Origin of the sequence: Nocardia sp. NPDC058518, assembly GCF_042719655.1 — a bacterium.
Taxonomy (GTDB): Bacteria; Actinomycetota; Actinomycetes; order Mycobacteriales; family Mycobacteriaceae; genus Nocardia.
In genome coordinates this window covers 17,557-38,448 of record NZ_JBHXNJ010000040.1, presented here as the reverse complement: position 1 = coordinate 38,448, position 20,892 = coordinate 17,557, and the positions used below count along the sequence as shown (strand labels likewise).

Below are 20,892 nucleotides of genomic sequence, written 5' to 3'. Positions count from 1 at the left end.
CGCCGCAGGCGCCTCGGAGCGGTCGGTGCCGGGTCTGATAGGCCCGCTTTGCTAGGTCGACCGGAGGGGCGCGCCGACGCCGATCCGGGACGGCGGCTCGCGCGGCCGTAGGCCGCGGTGCTCGGTGACCATGTGGGTTCACGCGGCTTGTGGATAACGTTCGGCTCGCGTGGGTGATGGGGCTGGGAGGTGATTGTGCGGGAGCTGCGGGGCTGCGGCAGCGCTCGATGTCGCGGCAGCTCATAGGGTTTCGCTTAGGTACGATCGGCAGATGGGTAGGTGGCCAACAGGCATGCCTGTCACAAAATCCTCAGTCCCCCAACCGATTCGCTACGACTCAAGCCCTACCCGCCCATTTTCGGGACGACGTGCCCGACGACGTGAACGGAGTCCGGTCTTGTCGGACATGAACAAACGCAATCTCGTCTACTTCGAAAACCCGTCCATGCGAGGACTCTACGACGCCATGCAACAGTGGCAGGAGACCAACGAGCGGCGACTGCTATCAGTCAGCATCCAGCAAGACGGCGACAACTTCTGCTGCATCGCCCTCACCAACCCCACCGAGGTAGTCATCACCAGCGCCAACGGAAAAAATCATGCGAATGTCGGGGGCGGTTCTCTCCAGGTGACAGTGTACTGATCAGCCTGTGAACTGGGGTTGGAATGCGGCACTTGTAGAAGCGGCGCGGAAACCACCGCCGCAGAAAACTGTAGGACGAATCAGGCTCTGCGAGGTGGCTGTGATCGCGGGGCAGCGGGGCTTGGCTTGGACGACCACCGCCCGCAACCGCCCTACCCGATCCTCTTGCCGCGGACCAGGCCGCCGACCTACTCATCGGCGATCTGGGGGGTCGTTGATGACTTCAGGAGCTCGTCGAGCAGGTCCTGGCGGTCCTCGCCGGAGCGGTCGCGCTCGGCCGGCTTCTCATGCGTCTGGCGTTCGGCGGCACTGAATTTAGCCGCGATCGCCTGATCGAACAGCGCCATCACATCATCGAGTACGTCCGTCATGGACTGCGCCGGCACAGTGAGCAGGATCGGGTAGCGCCGCTGCGGATCTCGCCGCTCAAGTGGGTGATTTCGCGGGAGCTGCGGGTTCGTGGCAGGGCTCGATGTCGCGGCCGCTCACGGGCCTTCGGCGATTTTGCGCCGCGAAACTTCGTGACCGAGGTCTGGGCGCTAGTATGTCGGGTCAAGATCATCCGCGGGGCGGCTGGCATTGTTATAGGGAAATTGAATGAGTGACGCGGTGCCTGGTGTTGTGTATTTGATCGTTCTGTCCAACGGGATTGTGAAGGTTGGGCTGAGTGGGAATTATGTGAATCGTCTTGCTACGCACAGGTCTACGGCGGCCGCGCACGGTCTCGATGTTGTTCACTCGGAGAGTGTCGATGTTTCGGATATGGCTTGGATGGAGACTCAGCTCCTGACTGAATTCCGGAAGCGGTTCAAGGCGACTTCGGTGGAATATTTTCGTGCGGAGCGTGGGCCCGCTGTGGAGCTGTTTCGTGAGGTGGTGAACCGCGAGCCGCGGGCGGTGGCTTCGATTGAGAGTCCGGTTGAGAAGCGGGCTGCGGCGTTGGATGAGATGTGTCGTGAGCGAGGATTGAAGTTTCGGTTCAAGAAGTTCCAGAGTTTTTATCCCGACAGTGGTGCTGCTATGGACGATGCAGTATTCCTTGAGTTCGAGCAGGCTGCTGATCATCTGTCCTGCATTCGGGTGAATACGCATTGTCGTAACGAGTGCGGCTGTGATCGAGTGAAACATCCTGTCGCAGGGGATGGTTCGTCGAAGCCTGTGTGGGTGTGTCCGATCGAGGAGTGCACCAGTCGGAGTTGCGGCACCTCCAAGGCGGACAGGAGGTATCTGGGGCAGGTTCACAATTGGGGCACCGATGACGACCCGAAGGTGGCGCTCGAGGTCGAGAAGCGGGTCTCTGAGCAGATGGCGAAGCTGGCGGAGCGGCGTAAGCGGTTTGAGCGGGGATGAGCGTCTCGTGCCGTTGCGCTCTGGGGCGATAGCTCGCTTCAACGGCGGTTGGCCCGCCCGTCTGCCAGACTGCTGACCAATCATATTGACTAGCAGGCGGTTTCGAGGGGTTGTTCATGAGTCTGGTGTTGGATTTGCTCGCGATCGCGCCGGGGGTCGGTGGGGGCGAAGACGGTGTCGAGTTGGCGGTTGTGGCTGCGGCTGCGGTTCCGGCAGTGGCGGCCGCGGTGACGGCGACGCAGTCGGAGTTGAAGCGGATCGCGAATCATGATTTGCAGTGGGCGTTGTGGACGCAGCGGGTGTTGGCGGTTTTGAGCATCGTGGCGTTCGTGGGCGCGGTGGGGTTGGGTGTGGTGGGCGATGTGTCAGATGCGGCGACGATCTACGCGGCGTTGACCAGTGCGACCTTGGGTGCGTTGTCGTTGCAAGCGGCCCAGCGGACGGCTTCTGCTCGGAGTTATTCGTTGGCGTTGGATGCGGTCGACCGGATCAAAGACGACGGTCTTCGAGATGACACCTTGAGTCGCCTTGCTCTGGATGTGGTGCGTCGCGAGCGATTGGGTAGGCCTGCGTCGCAATACAAGTTGCCGCCGGGTGAACCTGTCGGGTCGGCAGAGCAGGCGTAGTGCGGGTTCCGCGTGCGTGAGGTCTGCGGTGCCGATTGTGTCGCCCCGTGGTTGTGGCTCGACGGCCACAGACCGCGGTTGGGCGCCTCGTGCGAGGGGCCCGCGGACCGGTCCCTGGATGGCGGGCATGGTCGACCCCCTGCGTCGGCTTCACGTGACCGTCTCTCTTGGGTCGGGCAAGATAGCGTCATGACAGACGCGCCAGCCCGCTTCGGTGATGGCCCGGGTGCCGTCCGCGTCGGGGCGAAGTGCGGGTTCGAGCCATTTGGTCCGCGCGGATCCAGTCCCCACCGGTGGTCAGCACCCAAAGTCGTTGTCCCATAACGAGAGTATCGCCGAGGTCCCGAGCCGACCGGGCGGAACCTGGTCAGCTGCGGTCGTCGCGGCGGTGGGTGATCGCTGCCTGACGCACGGTAGGTTTGGTGTCCATGCCGCCCAGTGTCGTGTCGATGTCGCGCAGGCCCTCGACTGTGCTGACCGAGTCGGTGATCCGCTCGATCAGCGCGAGAAGCTGGTCGCGTTGCTCGAGCACCGTGGCGAACTCTTCGAGCAAGGTCGGCTGGTGAGGGTCGTGCCGGTCTAGACGCAGACCTCGCTCGGCCAACGCAGCGTCGATCGTGGCCATCGTACCTCCGCCGAAGGCGGGAAGACAGCTCAGGTCGTAGTAGGTGTAGGTCATCAGATCGGCGAGAGTGCGGATTCCCTGTCGTCCGAGCATGTTCGCGACACGCGGACTGAACATCGTGCCCAACGGAATCGTCGCCAGATCCTTCGCCGCGGGGGCCTCGCTCATACGCATCACCGTAAACCGTGGTCACGCAGTCGAGTTCGGGATTTCGCTGTGGCTGCTGGCCAGGACATCCGTACCGCCGGTCGACAGCTCGTTGACCTGCGCAGTGTCCGGTTTCGACAATGATTTGAGGGCTCCGGTCTTTTCGTGGCGATACTCCTCGACGCCGCGGGGACCGGACTACCGTTTTCGGCCGTGACCATCCCTCGATACGAACTGACCCCGGAACAGGCTCAGCAGATGCGCGAGGCCATCGCCTCCGCGGAGATGCTCGATCCACCCATCGTCTCCTCGGCGGAACAGCCGGGCCTGGTGCTCGACATCGCTGCGGTCGGCATCACCGCCACCGGCGATTCTTACCTGCGATGCGCCGACAAGGGATACCTGCGCGTCCCGGAGGCTCTGGCTGACTGGGCAATCCTCTGTATTGGGGAGCACCAGGATCTCGTGAAGGCAGGGAGCGAGGGGCTGTTCCCTGCCCGGGTCGAGTTCGGGGTCTTCGACGGCCGGATGTACGCCGAACACGTCGACAACTGACACCGACAGACCGAGGTTCTGGCCCGCAGCGCTGTTCATCCGTTCTCGCCCACGTCACGGCCTCAGCGAGAGCCCCGCTATCCGGTGAGGCTTCAGGTCAGTGGATTCAGTGATCGAGGATCAGTTCGTCGCCTCGTCCGGGGCGGCCCGCGGCGACGCACTCGTCGCACGTGATGTCTCGGTAGGTCGAGTCGTAAGGCTCGAGCAACGGGTACCGGTGGATCCATTTCCGCAGCTTGTCCGGGTGCATCAGCAGCTGCTGGGCGTGCTCGACCGTGAACAGCGGGGGATCGCGCAGGACCGCCCATGCGGTCAGGGTGTAGTGCGGGTGGTCGGAGTGCTCAGGCGGCCCGTAGGCGTGTTCCACCTTCGAGATCGTCAGTGTCAGCCCATCGCCGGGACCGTCGATCTCGATGTCGTCGCCTGCGCGCGGCATTCCTGGTGTGTGGCAGTAGAACTGGATAGCGGGGATGTCAGGCCGGTCGTAGTCCGCTGGCTCAGGCACGTCGAAGTCGACCAGGAACCGAACCCAGCCTGTCGGGACACTCATGCTCGGCACCTTGGCTGTTCTGTATCCCCGGTCATGTCGCCCAGGCTATCCCGTCACACTCACTGCGAAGCGGGGATCGGATCGGCTACTCGTCGTCACGGTATCGACACGACAGCACAGGTCGACGAGCCGTGCTCAGGTGGGTGAGTTGTCGAGTACTTGCGCTGTCGGTGTTGCGGCGAGTTCGAGGTCGGCGACGATGACGGCGTACTCAGGGTCGTCCGGGTCGGGGACGGCGTTGTTCCTGAAGGCCTCGACGACCGCGGGGTACTTGGCGAACTCGGCGAGAGAGCTGAGCGCACCGTCGTAGCCCCAATCGTTGTGGAAGAGCCCGTCAATGACAGCGGTGAGAGTTGAGGTGATGAATTCGGGGGGTGCATCACATTTGAGCAGAATCTCGGCTATCGGCCCGAACACGGTGTCTCCTGCAGAATTCCAGGCCATGAGGTCCTTCCGATGGTGTGGTCGGCCGCCTGCTTCGACCCGAATCAGTGCGGCCGCAGTCGATGCCATCGTCTCAGCGCTGGCCCAGCCTCCGTGGTCGAAGTCCGCTTTGTGATGTTCGAGGTCGACCACAACCCTCAGCGGGGCGCAAAGTTCTGTTCTGAGGATCGAGCCCAAGAGTGAAGGGCTGTCGAGAAACGATCGGTTCTCGACAGCGCCGCCTCGCTCGCGCCGCAGGACGGCTTGCTGTCGAAAACCGTGCCGAGAAGTAGGCCGCACGGGGTCCGGTCGCGACGATCGGCGCGCGGGACTCGGACCTTTCTGGATCGATAGTCAGTGATCAGCGAACGCGTCGGCTTGTCGACCAGTGGGATTCAAGACATAGACACCCTCGCTCTGCTCGACCGAGCGGGCCCAGATCTCGCCAGTATCGCGACCCCACAAAGTCATGCTTGACCATTTCAACGCAGTGATTGCGCCTATCACCGGCAGGTTCGTGCCGCTCAGGTTCGCGCCGCGAATGTCCGCGCCACTCAGGTCCGCACCACTCAGATCCGCACCGAACAGGTTCGCGTCGCGCAGGTCCGCACCACTCAGATCCACCCCACGAAGGTTCGCGCAGAACAGGTTCGCACCACTCAGGTCCGCACCACTCAGGTCCACCCCACGAAGGTTCACTCGGCGCAGGTTCGCGCCACTCAGGTCCGCACCGCTCAGATCCGCACCGAACAGGTTCGCGTCGCGCAGGTTCGCACCGCGCAGGCCCGCGTCGCGCAGGTTCACGTCGCGCAGGTTCGCACCGCGCAGGTTCGCACCGCGCAGGTTCGCGTCGCGCAGGTTCGCGCAGAACAGGTCCGCCCTGCGCAGGTCCGCGCCGCTCAGGTCCGCGCCGCTCAGGTCCGCGTCGCGCAGGTTCGCCCCGCTCAGGTTCGCGCAGAACAGATCTGCCCTGCGCAGGTCCGCGCCGCTCAGGTTCGGGCCGCGAAGGTGAGCGTCGTCCAGGTGCGCGCCACGCAGTTCTTTACCGCTCGTTGCGGCTGAGGGTGTTTCGGTGCGCTCCGACTGATCGGCTCCCAACGATGTGGTCATCTGGGGTTGGTCCGGGAGCGTTGCGGCTGGAACGGGCAAGATAGCGGCAAGCCCTCCCTCGATATCGAGATTTTCCTGGATGTTCTCGACGAGATCGTGGTGGTGTTCGGTCAGAAGTACCTCCTCGAGGCCAGCATCGATATCGAGGCGCTCGCCGAGTTCGGCGTAGAACCGCTCACGGTGGATATCCAGCCATTGGGTCACAGTCGTATCGTCGTGCGGGAACCCGGTCATTGCTGTGCTCCCTTTCCGAGATATAGAGCCATGGCGCGACGCGCTTTTCGTAGATTCGACCGCACGGTCGCGGCGTTGAGCTTCAGTTGGTCGGCGATCTCGGCGGGGCTGTAGCCCTCCGTAGTCCAAACGAGAACCTGCCGCTGCCGCGACGGCAAGGCAGCCAGCACACGTTGGTAGTCGTCACGCCGCACCCAGTCATCGATGTCGGAGGCCGTGCCGAGCAGTGCCGAATGCTCGGATTCATCGATATGGTCTTCTTCGACTGCGCCGAGTCGACGGACCAATTCACGTCCAGCGACGACCCTGGCCCAAGCCATGGGTGAGTCGATCGTCGACCACGATTTCCACAGCTTGATCATCGTTTCCTGGGCGATGTCGGTCGCGTCTGCGGTGCGGGCGCCCTGCGTTACCAGGAATCCCACCAGTTTCGCGATATTGGCACGGTAGAACGCGCTGAACTCCTCGCGCTGAAGGTTTTCGACCGTCCGCGACGTATCCGCCCTCGGTGGCGGTGGGCGGAAGTCTGCAGCGATCTGATCAGGCTCGTCGGTCATGCGCTACGTCCGCTCGTGCGAACGGCCCACGGTCACTCTGGTGCAGAAGCCTGTCGGGCCGTCCTGCGATTCGGCGTAGCTGTTCTCTGGCAGCGCTAGTACGAGTTCCACCATCTGCATCCGGTGCTCTTTCTGCTGAGCAGTCCTCCATCGCAGCCGAAGCCACAGGGCCACCACCGCGGACACGTTTCCCACTATCAAGCCGACGAGTACTGGATCCATCCAACTCTCCTCCTACCAGGTTGTTGCCAGGTAGAGGGGCACCACATGCCAATCGTGCACTCGGGGAACAGAAAACCTCGGATTCCTGATCGGAGACTACGAGTACGAGCGCTTATGCCGCTGCTCGAAGCCCGCTCCTCAGCCACGCTGGCTGCTGACCGGCTCGGTCGTGCGCGCGGCGGCGACTTCGCCGTGAACGACGGCCAAGCTGACCCCTACGCCGCGGGATATCTCACGCAGCGACTGGCCTTCAGCGTGCAGGAAATCGATAAGGAACGCGGTCTCTTTGGTCACCGTCGCCGGAGCACCCTGGGCAGCGGCGCGCTCGGCCCACACCCGGCGGGAGTCCGTCCACCCAGGCCCTCGTGTGGTCGGCCGTGGTAGCAGGCCACCTCCAACGCCATCCATCGCTGCAGTTCCCCCAGGGTGAGAACGGCTTTCGCGTCGCTGTCGTAGCTGCCACGGTCCTCGGTGTTGGAGAAGGTGGTGCCGGGCAGCTCGTGCACCATCGTCATCATGGTGCCGATCAACCGCTCGATCACCCCACCGAAGTGCGGCTGTCCTGGCGGCCGGTAGTCCACGCCGATGCCGTGCTGCTCGCAGCCGCGACGCAGGGCCTCGCTCTTGAACTCCGCAGCGTTGTCCACATACAGCTGCACCGGCTTGCCGCTCATCGGCCACACCGCGTCGACCTTCAGGCGTTCCAACCACGGGCGTTTGTCGATCGCCATGTGCGCCAAGCACAGTCCGACCGAGGTCGCCGACGGCGCTTCCAACGTGATCACCAGCCCCGGCACGCACCGGGTGGCCTCGTCGATCGCCGCGGCCACATACGGGCGCCCGATCGGCAGCCGGTGAAAGTCATCGACCACGATCACATCCGCGGGGGTGTGATCGATCTGGACCCGCTCCAACAGCCCCTCCACCACTGGGGTCGCCCCGCCGGCCGCCCGCCGCGCACGGGTCGCGTCGGTGCCCTGACGGGAAGCGGTGGCCTTGACCGGGTCCAGTCGCCGGATCCGGCGCGTGACCGCCGACCGCGACGGCGGCTTGAGCCCGGCGATACGGCATTCCCGAGTGATCTCGCGGCAGATCACGGTCACCGACCGCTTCTGCCTGGTCAGGTACCGGGCCCGCAGGACCTTACGGATAATCTGTTCGACCTCGTCGGGCAGCCGGGCACCACCACGACCGCTGGACGAGTGGCGCAGCAACAAGTCCGACGCCACCCCCTCGCCCGCACGCCACCGCCGCACCAGCCCATACACCTGACGTTGAGTGACCCCGAGCTGATCGGCGGCCTGGTCCGCGGCTTCGACGCTCACCCGGTCCGATTGCGCGAGAGGGCCGATGACCTTCGCACGGGCCACAGCGACCTGCCACCGCGCTTCGTCGGCGGTCAGAACACCTCGCTCGGGCAACGCTGAATCGGCCATCCCGCAACCCCCGTGCTGAAGACGAGTACGAGCTGAATGCACGGTACTGCTGCCGAGTACGGGACACGCCGATGATCGCTAGTCCCGTTCAACCGCAACAGAATCCGCAGGTCAACACTGAACAGGACTCCGACAATCGACAGTTGCCCAGACGAGCCTGCGCGAGGTATTGGCCGACAACTCCGGTGTTATCGGCTTTCGGTTGCTGGTCGACTAACTGCGGACTAACTGGTCGGCTGCCAGATCACACCGACGACCGTCATGTCGTCGGCGTCGCCTTCACGGTTCTTCTTCCAAGTGACTTGGAACTTCCCCACGCGTGCATCCGATGTCTTGATGCAGACTGATGTCTTGCTAGGCAGTTGGTCCCAAGAAAGCGATTGAACGCTGTAATCGGCGTTGCGGCATGTCGAATAGCTGGGGTTCTCGACGACCGCGAACGTACTGCCGTTGCCAGCGCTGACGCCGTCCTTGTCGTCGACCAAGATCTCCGATGAGCCGTTATACCCAGGGTCGAGCCACTGATTTCCTGAGAACGTGACCCCACCGCTCCCGTTATATATCCGGACGGTGCCGCCGCTGTAGACCGGTGGGGCAGGTTCACTTGCCACCGTGGACAACGTTGTTGTGGGCGTTGTCGACGTGGTGGTCACCGGAGCCGAACTCGTAGTGGTGCTCATGAGAGGAACGTTCTTCGCGACTGGTTTGTCGTCCGAACCGAACGGCCCGAAGAGGGCGATCACCGCGATCAGAGCGCCAACCAGTGTGCCGATACCGCTGACTATCGTCCAACGCTCGACAGTGGTGAAGCTGCTCCAGCCACCGCTGTTCGTTCCAGCCACGCTGCCACTTCCGCTGTCGGTGCCGCTGCCCTCTGGAGGTGTGGTTCCTGTCGACATGGTGTTGTCCCCCTGCTGCTTTCGTGTGGCTGGCGTTCGCTTGGCGTCAGTGACGAACAATCTAGCCCGAGGCTGAGCCGCAGACGATCGGGACCAACCGCGAGACCTGGCCACGGCGCGCCGAATACGGCGGCGGTCACCGATGCCATTCACAACCTCGGGGTCCTGCTCGCGGAGCGTGGTGAACTCGCCGATCCTGGCGACCGGTCGGCGGGGTGTTCGGCAAACGTCGTTTTCCGAACGCAGCTGCCAGGCCGCAGCCGTTGGTCACGGCGGTTCGCATGCATCTTCGCAACCGAAACCCAGATCTGCGCACCTTCACTAACTTTCGGCTTCGGATCTCCGCACCTGCGCGAAGTTGTCACGAAAGATGATGGTATGAGGGTGGTCAGCACCGAGGACCCGCTCAGAGTCGGCGAGGTTGCGCTCATGCAAGGCGATGGCCTCGCTGACTCGACCTGCTGTCTGGTAGGTGTAGGCGAGGTTGTTGCGCGAGGCCAGGGTATCGGGGTGATCATCACCGAGCACCCGCTCTCGATCGGCGAGGTTGCGCTCATGCAAGGCGATGGCCTCATCGACCCGACCCACCTCCCGGTAGGTGTAGGCAAGGTTGTTGCGCGAGACCCGGGTGTCGGGGTGATCATCACCGAGCACCCGCTCGTAGTCGGCGAGGTTGCGTTCATGCAAGGCGATGGCCTCGCTGACCCGACCTGCTGTCTGGTAGGCGTAGGCGAGGTTGTTGCGCGAGGCCAGGGTATCGGGGTGATCATCACCGAGCACCCGCTCTCGATCGGCGAGGTTGCGCTCATGCAAGGCGATGACCTCGCTGACCCGACCTGCTGTCTGGTAGGCGTAGGCGAGGTTGTTGCGCGAGAGCAGGGTGTCGGGGTGATCATCACCGAGGACCCGATTAGAGTCGGCGAGTAGCTGCTCGAACAGTTCGATTGCTTCGCCGACCCGACCCACCATCTCGTAGGCGTAGGCGAGGTTGTTGCGCGAACTCAGAGTGTCGGGGTGATCATCACCGAGCACCCGCTCGTAGTCGGCGAGGTTGCGCTCATGCAAAGCGGTCGCCTCACCGACCTGATCCACCCTCAGGTAGGCGTTGGCGAGGTTGTTGCGCGAACTCAGAGTGTCGGGGTGATCATCACCGAGGACCCGCTCTCGATCACCGAGGGCTTGCTCGTGCAGGGCGATGGCGCGGTCGGATACGCCTTGGTTGTTGAGAAACAACGCAGTGAGGCTGAAGATCTCAGCGGCAGCGATGTCGAGGCCTGTGTGAGTGGCGAATGCGTCGATGTGGGGGAGCAGTGCCCACCAGACCGGCCAGGTAGCGGGGTCTGTCCGGTCCGGCAAGGCCGCTTTCAGGGTGGTGGTGGCGCGGGCGCGAGCGCGTTCGATCGCTTCGGGTGTGCGGTGCGGGTCGGTGTGGTCGGGGCTGCGGGTCACGGCCTGGACCAGGCGGTGGATCGCGAGGGTACCGCTGTCGGGGTCGGGAGTGATGAGGCTGTAGGCGGTCAGGGTGCCGAGCGCGGTGCCGAGCGTGGGTGCGTCGGCCAGTCCTTGGCAGAGGGTCACTGGGATGTCGTCGGGGGCGTACCAGGCCAGTGTGTGCAGCAGTTCCGCGGCCGTGGGTGTGGTGGTGGCGACCTGGTCCAGGGTGATGCGCCAGATCCGGGCGATGGTGCGCTGCGGGTCGATGCCGACTGAGCCCTGCTCGTACATCTGGGCTGGGTACTGGGCCAGCATGTGCAGGTAGTCCTGCGGTGTGATGAATCGGTTCTGTGCCAGGTACGCGCCGGCCTGCTCTACCGCTAGCGGCAGGTGTCCCAGCTCCTGGCACAACTCGGTGGCGCCGTCGCAGTCGCGGGACCCGTCGGCGGTGAAGATTCCGGTCAGTAGCCGCAGCGACTCCTCAGGTTCGAGGACGTCCAGGCGCAGTGTGCTCGCGGCGGGTGCCCATCCGGTTGCCAGGCGGCTGGTCACGATCACACGTCCGGTCCGGGTGCGGGCGAGGACGGCGGCGATGTCGCTGGGGTTGTTGACGTTGTCGAGGATCAGCAGCCACCCGGTGTGGGAGGCCAGCCACTGCAACGCCCGTTCGGTCAGGTCCTCCACCGGCAGAACTCGCGCGAGCCCAGGTTGCAGCGCGGCCGCGAACTTCGCCAGCCCCTGATCGAGAGCCGGGGCGGTATCGGCGGTGATCCATAGGATCGGGAAGTGCTCGTGGGGGCGGGTCGCGGCCCAATAGGCGACCAGGGTGCTCTTGCCGATCCCGCCGAGCCCGTGCACGGCCGACACAACCACCTGCCCCGCATCGTTGGACAGGAGGGCGTCGAGGCGGTCGAGTTCGTGTTCGCGGCCCACGAACCTGCCCGGTACCACCGGCAGGTTGTCGATCCCGGGCGGGGCGTCGACCTGCGCGGGCGGCCGCAACGGCTCCTGCGGCATGTTCACGATCACCGAGTTCGCGCCGATCGTCTGGATCGCCCCGACGTGACCGCCGGCGGCATTGACAGCGACTGCTCCCACACCCGACGCCGTCACCGGCCCCACGCCCGACGCGGGCGATGGCGATGGCGATGGCGATGAGGTTGCGGCCAGATCGCGCTTGGATCTGAACCACTTCACGCCGGTGGCTGCCCGATCTGGTGACCGGTGGAGATGTCTCCGACGGTGCCGCTGATCGCGACCGACCCCGTACCCGAGGCAGTCACCGCGCCCGGTACAGGCGCAATGACCGACTCCTGCCCGCCTGCTGGTGGCGGCACACCAGCAGGTGCAGCACCGGCGCTGCTGATGCTGATGTTGCCGACCGTGCCGTGCGCAGCGACGCTCCCCGCGCCGGCTGCGGTGACCGTGGGTCCGGTCGGACTGGCCTGCCGCTGATACAGCCACAGCGAGGTGCCGCACCCCGCGGCGGTCAACACCACGACCGCGACCCACAGCCACCATGGCCCGCCTCCGGTGGCCAGATTCACCACCACCGCCAACCCGGTGCTGACCAACGCCCCTGCCACTCCGGGCGCGATCACCCGCACCGGAGAGCCAGAACCCGCACTCATACTGTCCCCTCGCTGTCGAAACCGGCTGCCAGGCAGTCACACCCGGCCATCACATCATCAAGGATGTCAGTAACCCGCATCCCCGCAATCGCGGTTCCCTAGTGACCGGAATGACCGGCTCTGGTTCTTACGCCGCCGTTCCTTCACCTGACCACCGAAGCGACGTGGGTGGTCGGTAAACGGTCTTGAGCTCAAGGTCGTTTTCTGAACACCGTCGGAGGGTCTCGACTGCTGCGAGTCATCCATGGGCAGCGCCCTTGCAGACCCGCCGGTTCACGTTCGCTGTCATTGCGTACCTTTTTCTGGCAGTGCCGGTAGCGTCGGGCACCGTGACAGGGGTGGTTCTGGACTCAGCTCAATCTTGTTCTGCGACCGACGATGCGAGCCCGCCGTTCGCGGTGGGTGCAGTCGCCGCGGTGGCGGCGCTCGCCGGGGTGGTAGCGGCGCTGTCCGCAACGCGGTACGGCTATTACTACGACGAGCTGTACTTCATAGCTGCCGGCAAGCGACCTTCCTTCAGTTACGCAGATCAGGGACCAGTACTGCCGCTACTGGCTTGGTCGATGGACTGGTTGTTCCCAGGATCGTTTGCCGCCCTGCGCATTCCCTCGATCGTCGCGGCATTGGTAGTGGTGATCTTCGGCGCTGCCACCGCGCGAGAGCTGGGTGGCGGGCGCGGTGCGCAGGTGCTCACCGCGACGGCCTGCAGCACATCGTTCTATCTGCTGGGCCAGGCCGGGACGCTATCGACCAACAGCATCGACACCGCGTTGTGGGTGGTGCTCTCTTGGCTGCTCATACGGTGGGTTCGCACCCGTCGCGACGTGCTGCTACTGGTGGCCGGGATGGTCACTGCGGTGGACATGCAGGTGAAGTGGCTCGTTCCGGTGTTCTGGGTCGCGGTGGTCGTCGCTGTTGCCTGGCTGGGGCCGAGGGAGTTACTGCGCCGACCGGCACTGTGGTGGGGTGCGGGAGTCGTGGTGGTAGCGACGGCGCCAGCGGTCGTTTGGCAGGCTCGCCACGGGTGGCCGCAGCTGGGCATGGGTGCAGTAGTTCGTGGCCAAACCAACGGCTTCTCCGGGTCATTGATGTTCGTGCCGGCGGCGGCGCAGATGTGCGGTGTACTCGGTGGTGTGCTGTTGGTGTACGGCGTGTGGCGGCTGTGTCGGTCACCTCGTCTGCGTCCTTACCGGTTTCTGGGTGTGGCGTTTCTGCTTGTCGTCGCGGTTTTCGCGATCAGTGGCGGCCGTATCGGTTATGGCGTTGGTGCGTACGTGGCGATGATGGCCGCCGGGGCTGTGGAACTGACCGCGTTGGGTAAGCGGTGGCTCGCGGTCGCGGCGGTACCCACGGTTGTGTTGTCGGTTCTGGCGTTCGTGGTGTTGACTACGCCGTGGCGTCCCGCATCCGAACTCACCCCGGCCCCCGATTTTGCGGTCGCGGTGGCGTCGCCGGTGTATGGCGAGTTCGGATGGTCGGAGCTGACTGCGGCGACTGTCGATGCCTACCGTGCGTTGCCGGTAGACGAACGAAGCGCCGCCGTGATCGTGGCCGACCGCTACATTCAGGCCAGCGCGCTGGACCACAGCCGCTCAGGTGCTGGTTTGCCGGCGGTCTTCAGCCCCCATCGTGGCTTCGGGTATTTCGGCACCCCTCCCGACACCGCCGAGACCGTCCTCTGGGTCGGCGGTGATGAATCCGAGCTCCGCACCTTGTTCAACTCGGTAGCGCCGTCTGCAAAATCCGTTGTCCGAGTGGGTATCCCGGGCATTACCACCGACGTCACGATCTGGGAGTGCAACGGACCGACCCAGCCGTGGTCGGCCATGTGGCCGAGTCTGCGAAAGCTCTGAGCGCGAGGTTTCCTCATAGCGGCGGCCGGATCGGCATCATCGCCGCCCTATTGGACGTCGCTGACAGGGAACTGCTGACACCGAACCGCATCCGCCGGAGAACGGGCATCAACCGCATGGGAATAGCGCACGGTTCGAATACCTACGCTCCACCGGACATCACTACCGAGGGCACTCTGCGCCACCCAGCTTGCGCGGGATCCGCACCGACAAGACTCCCGACGAGGTCGGTCTGCCCACCTGATCGCCGATGCCGAACGGGTTGAGGAACATTCGCGCCTGGAGGTTCGGCACGGGGCACCGCCGTCACGGCGGGTGTTCGGCAGACGGTGCGCGCACCGACCAGAGGTCGGGAGCTCGGCGGCCACGCATGGATCGGCTGCTACTGACCTACCATGAGCTCGTGGACCCGGCGTGGATTGCAGTGTTCGGCACCTTGTCAGGTGTGGTTGTGAGTACCGTCGGAGGCATCACCACGAGCTCATTGACCAGCCGTAATCAGCGTCTCGCGTCCCAACGACAGCTGGAATCCGCTGCTGACGACAAGATCCGGCAAGAGGTTCGCGAGTCGTTCGTCGACTATCTCTCGGCCTATACCGCGCTGCGTGATCGAATCCTCGTATTCCGGAACGAGTGCAGCGAAGCCTCCGCGCCCGCCACGCTGATCGAAGCCTTCGCCCCATCGGAGTCGACCGACTTCAATCGCGCATTCCACACGCTGCAGATCACCGCCAGTGCCAGTGTTTCAGCAGCCGCGGACGCCGCGCAGGCACAGTTGTGGGATCTGGCGAAAGCGACCGAAGAGCACGATAGCGAAGCCTTCGAACGGGAGCTGGCCGCCGGGTCGCCGCTGCGCCGCGCGCTGCACGCCGCGATGCGCACCGAACTCGGTGTTCGCGGCGATACAGCCCTGCCCTCCACGCAACCAAGATCACGACGTCAAGATCTGCCGATACGAAGATCTTCGGATCTCAGGTGACCAGGATTCACGGTCGTTTTCCGAACGCCCACGGAGTCTGACGGCCTCCCGACGTACGGCAGCATGAACACTGCCCTGACGAGAAGCTGGTAAGCGCTCCCCGCGCGGTCGGCGCGGGGAGCACTGGTACTGGATATCCGTGTCGCACCAGGGCGTTGGGGTGACGGCCCAGGGGGGAGGGGCCGACTCATGCTGCACCTGCTTCGCGCAGCAGATCAATCACCTTGTTCACCACGACCAACACGATCAGGAAGTCGGTGATGGTCAAAACCACCACCAGTTGTTCCTTGTCGCGTCCGTCCTTTTTTCGGTGCAACACGGGTTCTCCTCATTGGCCATGGGCCGCTTTCGCGGCCCAGGTCGACCACTGGTTTCCCAGGGCCCCGGACATTCTGTCCGGAGTCGATGAGAGGAGAAATCCAGCGCACAGCCAAAGTACGCCGACCACGTATCCCGCACCACCCCAATGCCACCGCTCAGGACCCGACATGATGAAGGCTGGCACCATCACGGTGCGGCCTTCGGAAGGACCCAGGATTCCTCGCGGGACGCGCCCTTGGTCCCCGCAACCGATGAGGCAACTGCACCGCGATCCGAGCCTGCCCCTTGATCTCGCAAATCTGTGAGATCAAGGGGCTCGCGTGGGTGATGGGGCTGGGGGTGATTGTGCGGGAGCTGCGGATCGGCGGCAGGGCTCGATGTCGCGGCAGCTCAAAGGGTTTCGTTCTACCTGGACCGCTGCGGGTACGCCCGCCGCCGCGGGCGGGTGATAGCGAGCGACAGCAGGGCGCAGCCTGGAGGCTGCGCCCTGCTGTGTCGTCGTGCCGGATCAGTGCGGCGGTGCGGTGCGCACGGATTTCAATCCGGTGGTGCCGCTGACGGTTTCGGCTAGATGTCGGAGTAGCGGCCGGTGACCTTCCACAGTTGGTTGCCGTAGACGTCGACGTAGTCGGGCTGGCATTCGTAGGTGAGGAAGGTGGAGTGGGTGGAGTCGCTGCCGCGGGACTCGGCGGCTTGTTGGTTCTTCTGGGCGGCGATGGCTTCGCACTGGCCCCGGTCGCTCATTCCGGTGTTGTCGGCGTTGGCTGCGCCGGCTCCGGCGATGGCGATGCCGAGTCCGAGTGTGATTGCGGCACAGGCGGATCCGAACGATTTCTTGGTGATGTTCATGGTGGGTTCCCTCCCTCTGGCGCATGAATGCGCTGTCACCAGATCCTACAGAGGCAGTGACGAACAATATTGTCTGTCACTGACGGTGGTGCTCTGACTGGGTTGTGCGATTTGTCGGTGCGTTGAGCCTGCGGACCCGCTTAGGGTTGAACGGTCCGCTTCCTTTCGTGCGTTGGCACTGCAATGGATGGGGCGGGTTGTTGCCGGGCCACCGAGATCTGCGACGAGGGGGTATCGCTTGATGGACACAACAGAAGCTTGCGTTGAGGACGCGAGCATGTTGCTGGTTGCGCCTGCGGTGTTGCGGGGCAGTGACTTGGTCAGGGATTTCTTCGGGTCGATGGTCACGCCGGAGGATCTTGGTGCTGGTTCAGTCGACGTGGCGCAGAAGACTGTCTATGTGTGTGGTGATGTGTCGGCGATCGGCGAGGGCCAGTTGCGGGCGGCTGCGCGGGTGTTCGTGATTCGGGAGCTGTCGCAGGGTTACAGCGAGGGTGTCGACGAGCCGTGGCCGCTGATCGATGTCGGCCGGGTTCCGGTCCGTGTGCACGGGGTCGGTGTCTATTACCGTCGGTTCTTCGATCTCGGCGCTGACTACTTCGGGCGGATCCGCGCGGAGCACGTGTTCCAGTCGCTGACGGAGTCGACCAAGCCGGGGACGGCTCATCGCAGCGGGATCTATTTGACGCCCGTGACGCGGAGTGATGATGAGTTGCATTTCCGTCTGCTTCGCTGCTCGACGAATCTTTCGGGCCCGACGGAGGGCTTCGGCCCGACCGATACGAGCCTCGTCGGGGCGCTGAATTGTGAGGCTGCCACTGTGTTCCGGGGCCAGGCGCCGCTCAATCATGTTCTGGCCCAGATCTATCACAACACTCTTGCCACGACCGAGCGGAAGCAGTCCAAGGCCAAAATCTCTACGCACGCCGATAAGACCAAGGACATGCCGGTCAACGGCGTGATGGCGTTCTGCACGTTCTATGACGGGCTCGACAAGCTGCAGCCTATGGCTGAGGACGTTTTCGACTTCGGGGTGAAGGGCGCCAGTGGGCTGACCAGGCTTCGCTTCCGGCTCAAGGATTCGGTCGAGGGGCGCGATGGGGTCGTGCTGCCGACGCAGTTCAGTCTGACGCTCTATCCGGGCTCTGTGTTCTTCATGCCGTTGTCGACCAACCGTCTGTATACCCACGAGATCCGGCCCTCGATGTTGGACGCGACGTTGTTGCCGACTCGTCTCGGGTATGTGGTGCGGTGTTCGAGCGGTGAAGCTGTTCACAAGAACGGCCGGACGTTCCTCAAGAAGGCTGGGGGTTTGGTGGAGCTCGGTCCGCCTACCGCGGAGGGCATCGAGGAGTTGCGCAGGTTGTATGCCGAGGAGAACAGGACCTCGTCGTTCATCGACTACGGCGACCGGTTTCTGTTCAGCATGAACGCGGGGGACTACGTTGCCCCCCGCGTCTAGGATTTCGGACGAGATCGTCTCGTTCGCCCTGCCATTCGAGGAGGATCTCTTCGCGAAGCTTTCCGCGTCGGCCCGCTTGGATGAGGTGGGTAAAGGTCGGCGGGGGGCGACGCTCACCAAGGCCGATGAGTCGGGTGGTGTTCCTCTTGTGCGTACCACCACCCGGTATGGCAGCCCGGCGCAGCGTTTCGGGGCGGTGCACGACCGCCTGGCGCAGCGGGTTCAGGCGAGGGCGGGGCTTTCGGTCGGCTTCAACAACGCTCTGGTTGAGTGCTATTCGAATGCGTACGCCACGATGGGCAGTCATTCGGACCAGGCGCTGGATCTGGCCGAGGAGTCGTTCATCGCCGTTTTCTCGTGCTACCGCTACCCCGCAGCGGTCCCACCGCGGAAGTTGCTCTTCGAGCAGAAGGGGTCCGGCGAGATGTTCGAGGTTCCCCTCGTGCACAACGGTGTCGTCGTGTTCTCGGTCGCGTCGAATCGGCGGCTCAGGCACAAGATCGTGTTGGATGGGGCCGCTCGGGCTGTGGAGAACGAGTGGTTGGGCGTAACTTTGCGTAGCTCAAAGACTTTCGTTCGGTTTCGTGGGGGACACGCGTATCTTCCGCAGGGTGCGCGCTTGGTGTTGGCTGACGAGGATCAGCGGCGTGAGTTCTACCGGCTGCGGCGGCGTGAGAACGACGAAACGGATTTCGTGTATCCCTCGCTGGCGTACACGGTGAGCGAGAGCGATCTGATGGTGCCCGTCTGAGCTCGAGTGCTCCGGTGAGTTCAACGCCGGCCTCGCGCGGGAGGCTGGCGTCGAACTCGTTCAGATCACCGGCGCTAGTCGAGCTCTGCCCGTAGGTCGCGGGCTGCGGCGGTGCCCAGCAGCCGCCACACGTGGTTGCGCTGCCAGCCGTGTCCGCCGGCCGGTTTAGGTATGTCGTCCTCGGTCAGGGCGCGTGCGATCGCGCCGCAGGACGCTCCGTCGCGATGCATCGCGAGTGCGCGGGCGAGGACCGTGCTCGGGCATCGCATCGGCGGGCCGGGTCGGCGCCGGGCGTTCACTGGTCGCCGCCGCGGGTAAGGGCCGCGAGCAGGTGGCACAGGACCTGGCGGGCGCGCTCGGCGCGCTCGGGTCCGGCGAAGATCGCGACAAGGGTGGCCAGCCCGACCAGAACGGTGAGGGTGCCGACGAGGATCAGCGCCGTGACCGCGAGGGCCGACAGGCCCGGTCCGGCTGCGCCCAGCAGCGTGTAGAGATGGTTGTTCGACATAGGGTCTCGCTTCTTGGATGAGGCGAGACCGCATGGGCGCGTTGTGCGCCCGCGTCATCCCGCCTGTTGACAGTTCTCGGTCAACAGGCGGGTGTTCGGGCCGCGGGGAACCTGGCGGCGGGCGGTGACGAGTTGGCCTGGGGCATCGGCGGCGCAGCGCTGCCGGTAGCGCAGGCCTGCACGGGCCTGTGCGCCTGCCGCGACTTCCTGGTCGATTCGCCTTCGACGCTGAGGCAGTGCTTCATCGAGGCCCCGAACCGAGTGTGGGGTGGCCGGGTCGATGTCGTCGTCCAACCACCACCGCGCTGCCAGGGTGCGGTGGTCGTTGATGATGTGGAGTAAGCGGTGCAGGTGCTGGAGGCGCTGCATCTCGATCTGGTTGGGCAGCACGCGCGCCGTCGCGGTGTGGGTGAACAGCCTCGATGTCTCGATGTTCTGCAACCGGAGGGCGGTCATCGTGTTGGACGTGAGGTGGTCGCCGGGCGACGCCAGCGGCGTGGAGAGCTGGCGCTGCAAGGTCTCGAAGTGGCGAATGGCCCGCAGCGATCGGTCGAAGCGGCTGTGGACGGTTTCGAATTGGCGAACGGTCCGGCGCAGTTGTGCGCCTGCGGTCCTGTAGGCACGGGTTTCCTCGAGACTGAGGGAGGCCAGCGTGCTCATGGGTCCCAGCGTATAGCCGTTTTGTGGGCGTCCGCTATTAGTCCGCAACGCCAATCTCTGAGGTGATCAGCCTGGGCCGCTTCGGTGATGGCCTGGGTGCCGTCGTCCGGGTCGGCTCGCGCGGCCGCAGGCCGGGGTGACCACGTGGTCACGCGGTTTGTCGAAGACGTTCGGTCGCGTGGGTGATGGGGTTGGTGGGCGGTTGCGCGGGAGCTGCAGCAGGGCTTGGTGTCGCGGCAGCTCACTGGGTTCGCTCTACGCCGCTGCCGTGCGCGGGTGATGGAGTGTGACAGCAGGGCGCAGCCTGGAAGGCCGCGCCCTGCTGTTAGCGGTGGGCGCCCGGTGTCATGCCGCCAGGGTGATGTACCACGAGTGAGCGTCGAACCCGATGTCGGCTACCCACTCGCCCCTTGAGATGATCCGCTGTCTGCCATTGCAATCGAAGCCTTCCCAGACCGCGATCGATGCCGCCATGTTGTTGCCAACAGATCGGATTCGCAGATTCGGATCGCTGATGTATTCCCTCGCACTGACACAGTGGGTGGGCAAGTCGTACGTTGAGCCGCTGATTGGTATGCCTCGCCCGGTAAAGTTCGGGGTGTCCCAGAGGCAAACGGATTCATCTTTATCGCAGACAATCTGGGCGTTCGCCGGTGGAGAGACTACGAGAGTCGCGGCGCTGACGGCGGCGCCGATGACGGCGGCTGCGAGGGTGATTCGTTTCGACAATTGTTGATCCTCCATGATCTGGAAAGTCGTTGTAGCCCTACTCGTTCTGGATGAGAGGACGGGGCACGGCGGGTTCGTGCGTGCGATGGGACTGCTGATCGTGCAGCTGCAGCGTCTCGATCAGCTCGCCGAGCGTGAGAGGGTTGGGGGAGCGTCCGCGCGGAATGTCGCGCTAGCGGCCGATCGGGCTCTGGGATCGACGCGAGCTCTGGACGGGCGCTACCCGCATGGTTTCGCGGGGGGGGGGGCGGCGCCCCCCCCGCCGGGCGGGGGCACGGACAAGAACCACGCGGCGGGGGGAAGGTCGAAGAAGAATTAATCCGCCCGGGGGGATCGCT

General features: G+C 64.5%; 25 protein-coding genes and 1 pseudogene. 8 read left to right on the top strand and 18 right to left on the bottom strand.

What is annotated here, in order from left to right; translation table 11 throughout:
* Nucleotides 1–406: 406 nt before the first annotated feature.
* A complete protein-coding gene (locus ACFWPX_RS36495) occupies nt 407–643 on the top strand; it encodes a hypothetical protein (protein ID WP_378933527.1) in 237 nt (78 codons plus the stop codon).
* 46 nt (nt 644–689) lie between these two features.
* On the opposite strand, the pseudogene ACFWPX_RS36490 reads toward ACFWPX_RS36495, so the two are convergent.
* A pseudogene (locus ACFWPX_RS36490) lies at nt 690–1,074 on the bottom strand (Tn3 family transposase); the annotation flags it as partial.
* A gap of 166 nt (nt 1,075–1,240) precedes the next feature.
* Between ACFWPX_RS36490 and ACFWPX_RS36485 the strand changes: the two are divergent.
* Both ACFWPX_RS36485 and ACFWPX_RS36480 read left to right on the top strand, forming a co-directional pair.
* A complete protein-coding gene (locus ACFWPX_RS36485) occupies nt 1,241–1,993 on the top strand; it encodes a GIY-YIG nuclease family protein (protein ID WP_378933520.1) in 753 nt (250 codons plus the stop codon).
* Between the two features lie 116 nt (nt 1,994–2,109).
* Nucleotides 2,110–2,619: a hypothetical protein gene (locus tag ACFWPX_RS36480; RefSeq protein WP_378933517.1), complete on the top strand. Its 510-nt coding sequence runs from the start codon at nt 2,110–2,112 to the stop codon at nt 2,617–2,619.
* A gap of 367 nt (nt 2,620–2,986) precedes the next feature.
* Here the strand turns inward: ACFWPX_RS36480 and ACFWPX_RS36475 are convergent, their stop codons facing one another.
* Nucleotides 2,987–3,412: a hypothetical protein gene (locus tag ACFWPX_RS36475; protein WP_378933515.1), complete on the bottom strand. Its 426-nt coding sequence runs from the start codon at nt 3,410–3,412 to the stop codon at nt 2,987–2,989.
* A 192-nt stretch (nt 3,413–3,604) separates the two neighbouring features.
* On the opposite strand from ACFWPX_RS36475, the gene ACFWPX_RS36470 reads away from it, so the two are divergent.
* A complete protein-coding gene (locus tag ACFWPX_RS36470; protein WP_378933512.1) occupies nt 3,605–3,946 on the top strand; it encodes a hypothetical protein in 342 nt (113 codons plus the stop codon).
* Nucleotides 3,947–4,052: 106 nt separating this feature from the next.
* Here the strand turns inward: ACFWPX_RS36470 and ACFWPX_RS36465 are convergent, their stop codons facing one another.
* The 10 genes from ACFWPX_RS36465 to ACFWPX_RS36420 all read right to left on the bottom strand — a co-directional run bounded on the left by ACFWPX_RS36465 (nt 4,053) and on the right by ACFWPX_RS36420 (nt 12,442).
* A complete protein-coding gene (locus ACFWPX_RS36465) occupies nt 4,053–4,496 on the bottom strand; it encodes a hypothetical protein (RefSeq protein ID WP_378933509.1) in 444 nt (147 codons plus the stop codon).
* Nucleotides 4,497–4,631: 135 nt separating this feature from the next.
* Nucleotides 4,632–5,117, bottom strand: coding sequence for a hypothetical protein (locus ACFWPX_RS36460; protein WP_378933506.1), 486 nt, complete (start codon nt 5,115–5,117; stop codon nt 4,632–4,634).
* Between the two features lie 156 nt (nt 5,118–5,273).
* Nucleotides 5,274–6,029, bottom strand: a complete 756-nt coding sequence (locus tag ACFWPX_RS36455) for a pentapeptide repeat-containing protein (protein ID WP_378933524.1) — start codon at nt 6,027–6,029, stop codon at nt 5,274–5,276.
* A 230-nt stretch (nt 6,030–6,259) separates the two neighbouring features.
* Nucleotides 6,260–6,820, bottom strand: coding sequence for an RNA polymerase sigma factor (locus ACFWPX_RS36450; protein ID WP_378933504.1), 561 nt, complete (start codon nt 6,818–6,820; stop codon nt 6,260–6,262).
* A 3-nt stretch (nt 6,821–6,823) separates the two neighbouring features.
* Nucleotides 6,824–7,042, bottom strand: a complete 219-nt coding sequence (locus ACFWPX_RS36445) for a hypothetical protein (RefSeq protein ID WP_378933501.1) — start codon at nt 7,040–7,042, stop codon at nt 6,824–6,826.
* A gap of 138 nt (nt 7,043–7,180) precedes the next feature.
* A complete protein-coding gene (locus tag ACFWPX_RS36440) occupies nt 7,181–7,336 on the bottom strand; it encodes a hypothetical protein (RefSeq protein WP_378933498.1) in 156 nt (51 codons plus the stop codon).
* Entirely contained in the window at nt 7,333–8,478 is a 1,146-nt protein-coding gene (locus tag ACFWPX_RS36435) for a hypothetical protein (protein ID WP_378933494.1), read from the bottom strand. The genes ACFWPX_RS36440 and ACFWPX_RS36435 overlap by 4 nt, the downstream gene beginning before the upstream one ends.
* Before the next feature lie 224 nt (nt 8,479–8,702).
* Nucleotides 8,703–9,377, bottom strand: coding sequence for a hypothetical protein (locus ACFWPX_RS36430; RefSeq protein ID WP_378933491.1), 675 nt, complete (start codon nt 9,375–9,377; stop codon nt 8,703–8,705).
* 321 nt (nt 9,378–9,698) lie between these two features.
* Nucleotides 9,699–11,909: an FxSxx-COOH system tetratricopeptide repeat protein gene (fxsT, locus tag ACFWPX_RS36425; protein WP_378933486.1), complete on the bottom strand. Its 2,211-nt coding sequence runs from the start codon at nt 11,907–11,909 to the stop codon at nt 9,699–9,701.
* Nucleotides 11,910–12,004: 95 nt separating this feature from the next.
* Nucleotides 12,005–12,442, bottom strand: a complete 438-nt coding sequence (locus tag ACFWPX_RS36420; protein ID WP_378933483.1) for a hypothetical protein — start codon at nt 12,440–12,442, stop codon at nt 12,005–12,007.
* 416 nt (nt 12,443–12,858) lie between these two features.
* Between ACFWPX_RS36420 and ACFWPX_RS36415 the strand changes: the two genes are divergently transcribed.
* Entirely contained in the window at nt 12,859–14,295 is a 1,437-nt protein-coding gene (locus ACFWPX_RS36415) for an ArnT family glycosyltransferase (protein WP_378933480.1), read from the top strand.
* Nucleotides 14,296–14,698: 403 nt separating this feature from the next.
* Complete coding sequence (locus ACFWPX_RS36410; RefSeq protein ID WP_378933478.1) at nt 14,699–15,274, top strand: hypothetical protein; 576 nt, start codon at nt 14,699–14,701, stop codon at nt 15,272–15,274.
* A gap of 187 nt (nt 15,275–15,461) precedes the next feature.
* Here ACFWPX_RS36410 and ACFWPX_RS36405 read toward each other — a convergent pair whose 3' ends face one another.
* Together ACFWPX_RS36405 and ACFWPX_RS36400 are read right to left on the bottom strand one after the other, a co-directional pair.
* Nucleotides 15,462–15,593: a hypothetical protein gene (locus tag ACFWPX_RS36405; protein WP_378933476.1), complete on the bottom strand. Its 132-nt coding sequence runs from the start codon at nt 15,591–15,593 to the stop codon at nt 15,462–15,464.
* Nucleotides 15,594–16,162: 569 nt separating this feature from the next.
* A complete protein-coding gene (locus tag ACFWPX_RS36400) occupies nt 16,163–16,444 on the bottom strand; it encodes a hypothetical protein (RefSeq protein ID WP_378933473.1) in 282 nt (93 codons plus the stop codon).
* 277 nt (nt 16,445–16,721) lie between these two features.
* Here ACFWPX_RS36400 and ACFWPX_RS36395 point away from each other — a divergent pair, with 277 nt between their 5' ends.
* Both ACFWPX_RS36395 and ACFWPX_RS36390 read left to right on the top strand, forming a co-directional pair.
* Nucleotides 16,722–17,906, top strand: coding sequence for a hypothetical protein (locus ACFWPX_RS36395; RefSeq protein ID WP_378933470.1), 1,185 nt, complete (start codon nt 16,722–16,724; stop codon nt 17,904–17,906).
* A 148-nt stretch (nt 17,907–18,054) separates the two neighbouring features.
* Complete coding sequence (locus ACFWPX_RS36390; protein ID WP_378933467.1) at nt 18,055–18,657, top strand: hypothetical protein; 603 nt, start codon at nt 18,055–18,057, stop codon at nt 18,655–18,657.
* Nucleotides 18,658–18,731: 74 nt separating this feature from the next.
* On the opposite strand, the gene ACFWPX_RS36385 is transcribed toward ACFWPX_RS36390, so the two are convergent.
* The 4 genes from ACFWPX_RS36385 to ACFWPX_RS36370 all read right to left on the bottom strand — a co-directional run bounded on the left by ACFWPX_RS36385 (nt 18,732) and on the right by ACFWPX_RS36370 (nt 20,569).
* Nucleotides 18,732–18,926 carry a recombinase family protein gene (locus tag ACFWPX_RS36385; protein ID WP_378933462.1) on the bottom strand — a complete coding sequence of 65 codons (195 nt, stop codon included), beginning with the start codon at nt 18,924–18,926 and terminating at the stop codon, nt 18,732–18,734.
* Nucleotides 18,927–18,952: 26 nt separating this feature from the next.
* A complete protein-coding gene (locus ACFWPX_RS36380) occupies nt 18,953–19,165 on the bottom strand; it encodes a hypothetical protein (protein WP_378933459.1) in 213 nt (70 codons plus the stop codon).
* A 54-nt stretch (nt 19,166–19,219) separates the two neighbouring features.
* Nucleotides 19,220–19,825, bottom strand: a complete 606-nt coding sequence (locus ACFWPX_RS36375; protein ID WP_378933456.1) for a hypothetical protein — start codon at nt 19,823–19,825, stop codon at nt 19,220–19,222.
* A 345-nt stretch (nt 19,826–20,170) separates the two neighbouring features.
* Nucleotides 20,171–20,569, bottom strand: coding sequence for a peptidase inhibitor family I36 protein (locus ACFWPX_RS36370; RefSeq protein ID WP_378933453.1), 399 nt, complete (start codon nt 20,567–20,569; stop codon nt 20,171–20,173).
* Nucleotides 20,570–20,892 lie beyond the last annotated feature (323 nt).

What these genes read in the sequence shown, in the direction of transcription:
- ACFWPX_RS36465 (WP_378933509.1), bottom strand. Translation starts at nt 4,496, where the DNA reads ATGAGTGTCCCGACAGGCTGGGTTCGGTTCCTGGTCGACTTCGACGTG.
- ACFWPX_RS36455 (WP_378933524.1), bottom strand. Translation starts at nt 6,029, where the DNA reads ATGACCACATCGTTGGGAGCCGATCAGTCGGAGCGCACCGAAACACCC.
- ACFWPX_RS36445 (WP_378933501.1), bottom strand. Translation starts at nt 7,042, where the DNA reads ATGGATCCAGTACTCGTCGGCTTGATAGTGGGAAACGTGTCCGCGGTG.
- ACFWPX_RS36495 (WP_378933527.1), top strand. Translation starts at nt 407, where the DNA reads ATGAACAAACGCAATCTCGTCTACTTCGAAAACCCGTCCATGCGAGGA.
- ACFWPX_RS36420 (WP_378933483.1), bottom strand. Translation starts at nt 12,442, where the DNA reads ATGAGTGCGGGTTCTGGCTCTCCGGTGCGGGTGATCGCGCCCGGAGTG.
- ACFWPX_RS36450 (WP_378933504.1), bottom strand. Translation starts at nt 6,820, where the DNA reads ATGACCGACGAGCCTGATCAGATCGCTGCAGACTTCCGCCCACCGCCA.
- ACFWPX_RS36485 (WP_378933520.1), top strand. Translation starts at nt 1,241, where the DNA reads ATGAGTGACGCGGTGCCTGGTGTTGTGTATTTGATCGTTCTGTCCAAC.
- ACFWPX_RS36380 (WP_378933459.1), bottom strand. Translation starts at nt 19,165, where the DNA reads ATGTCGAACAACCATCTCTACACGCTGCTGGGCGCAGCCGGACCGGGC.
- ACFWPX_RS36430 (WP_378933491.1), bottom strand. Translation starts at nt 9,377, where the DNA reads ATGTCGACAGGAACCACACCTCCAGAGGGCAGCGGCACCGACAGCGGA.
- ACFWPX_RS36375 (WP_378933456.1), bottom strand. Translation starts at nt 19,825, where the DNA reads ATGAGCACGCTGGCCTCCCTCAGTCTCGAGGAAACCCGTGCCTACAGG.
- ACFWPX_RS36385 (WP_378933462.1), bottom strand. Translation starts at nt 18,926, where the DNA reads ATGCGATGCCCGAGCACGGTCCTCGCCCGCGCACTCGCGATGCATCGC.
- ACFWPX_RS36400 (WP_378933473.1), bottom strand. Translation starts at nt 16,444, where the DNA reads ATGAACATCACCAAGAAATCGTTCGGATCCGCCTGTGCCGCAATCACA.
- ACFWPX_RS36475 (WP_378933515.1), bottom strand. Translation starts at nt 3,412, where the DNA reads ATGAGCGAGGCCCCCGCGGCGAAGGATCTGGCGACGATTCCGTTGGGC.
- ACFWPX_RS36480 (WP_378933517.1), top strand. Translation starts at nt 2,110, where the DNA reads ATGAGTCTGGTGTTGGATTTGCTCGCGATCGCGCCGGGGGTCGGTGGG.
- ACFWPX_RS36435 (WP_378933494.1), bottom strand. Translation starts at nt 8,478, where the DNA reads ATGGCCGATTCAGCGTTGCCCGAGCGAGGTGTTCTGACCGCCGACGAA.
- ACFWPX_RS36395 (WP_378933470.1), top strand. Translation starts at nt 16,722, where the DNA reads ATGTTGCTGGTTGCGCCTGCGGTGTTGCGGGGCAGTGACTTGGTCAGG.
- ACFWPX_RS36370 (WP_378933453.1), bottom strand. Translation starts at nt 20,569, where the DNA reads ATGGAGGATCAACAATTGTCGAAACGAATCACCCTCGCAGCCGCCGTC.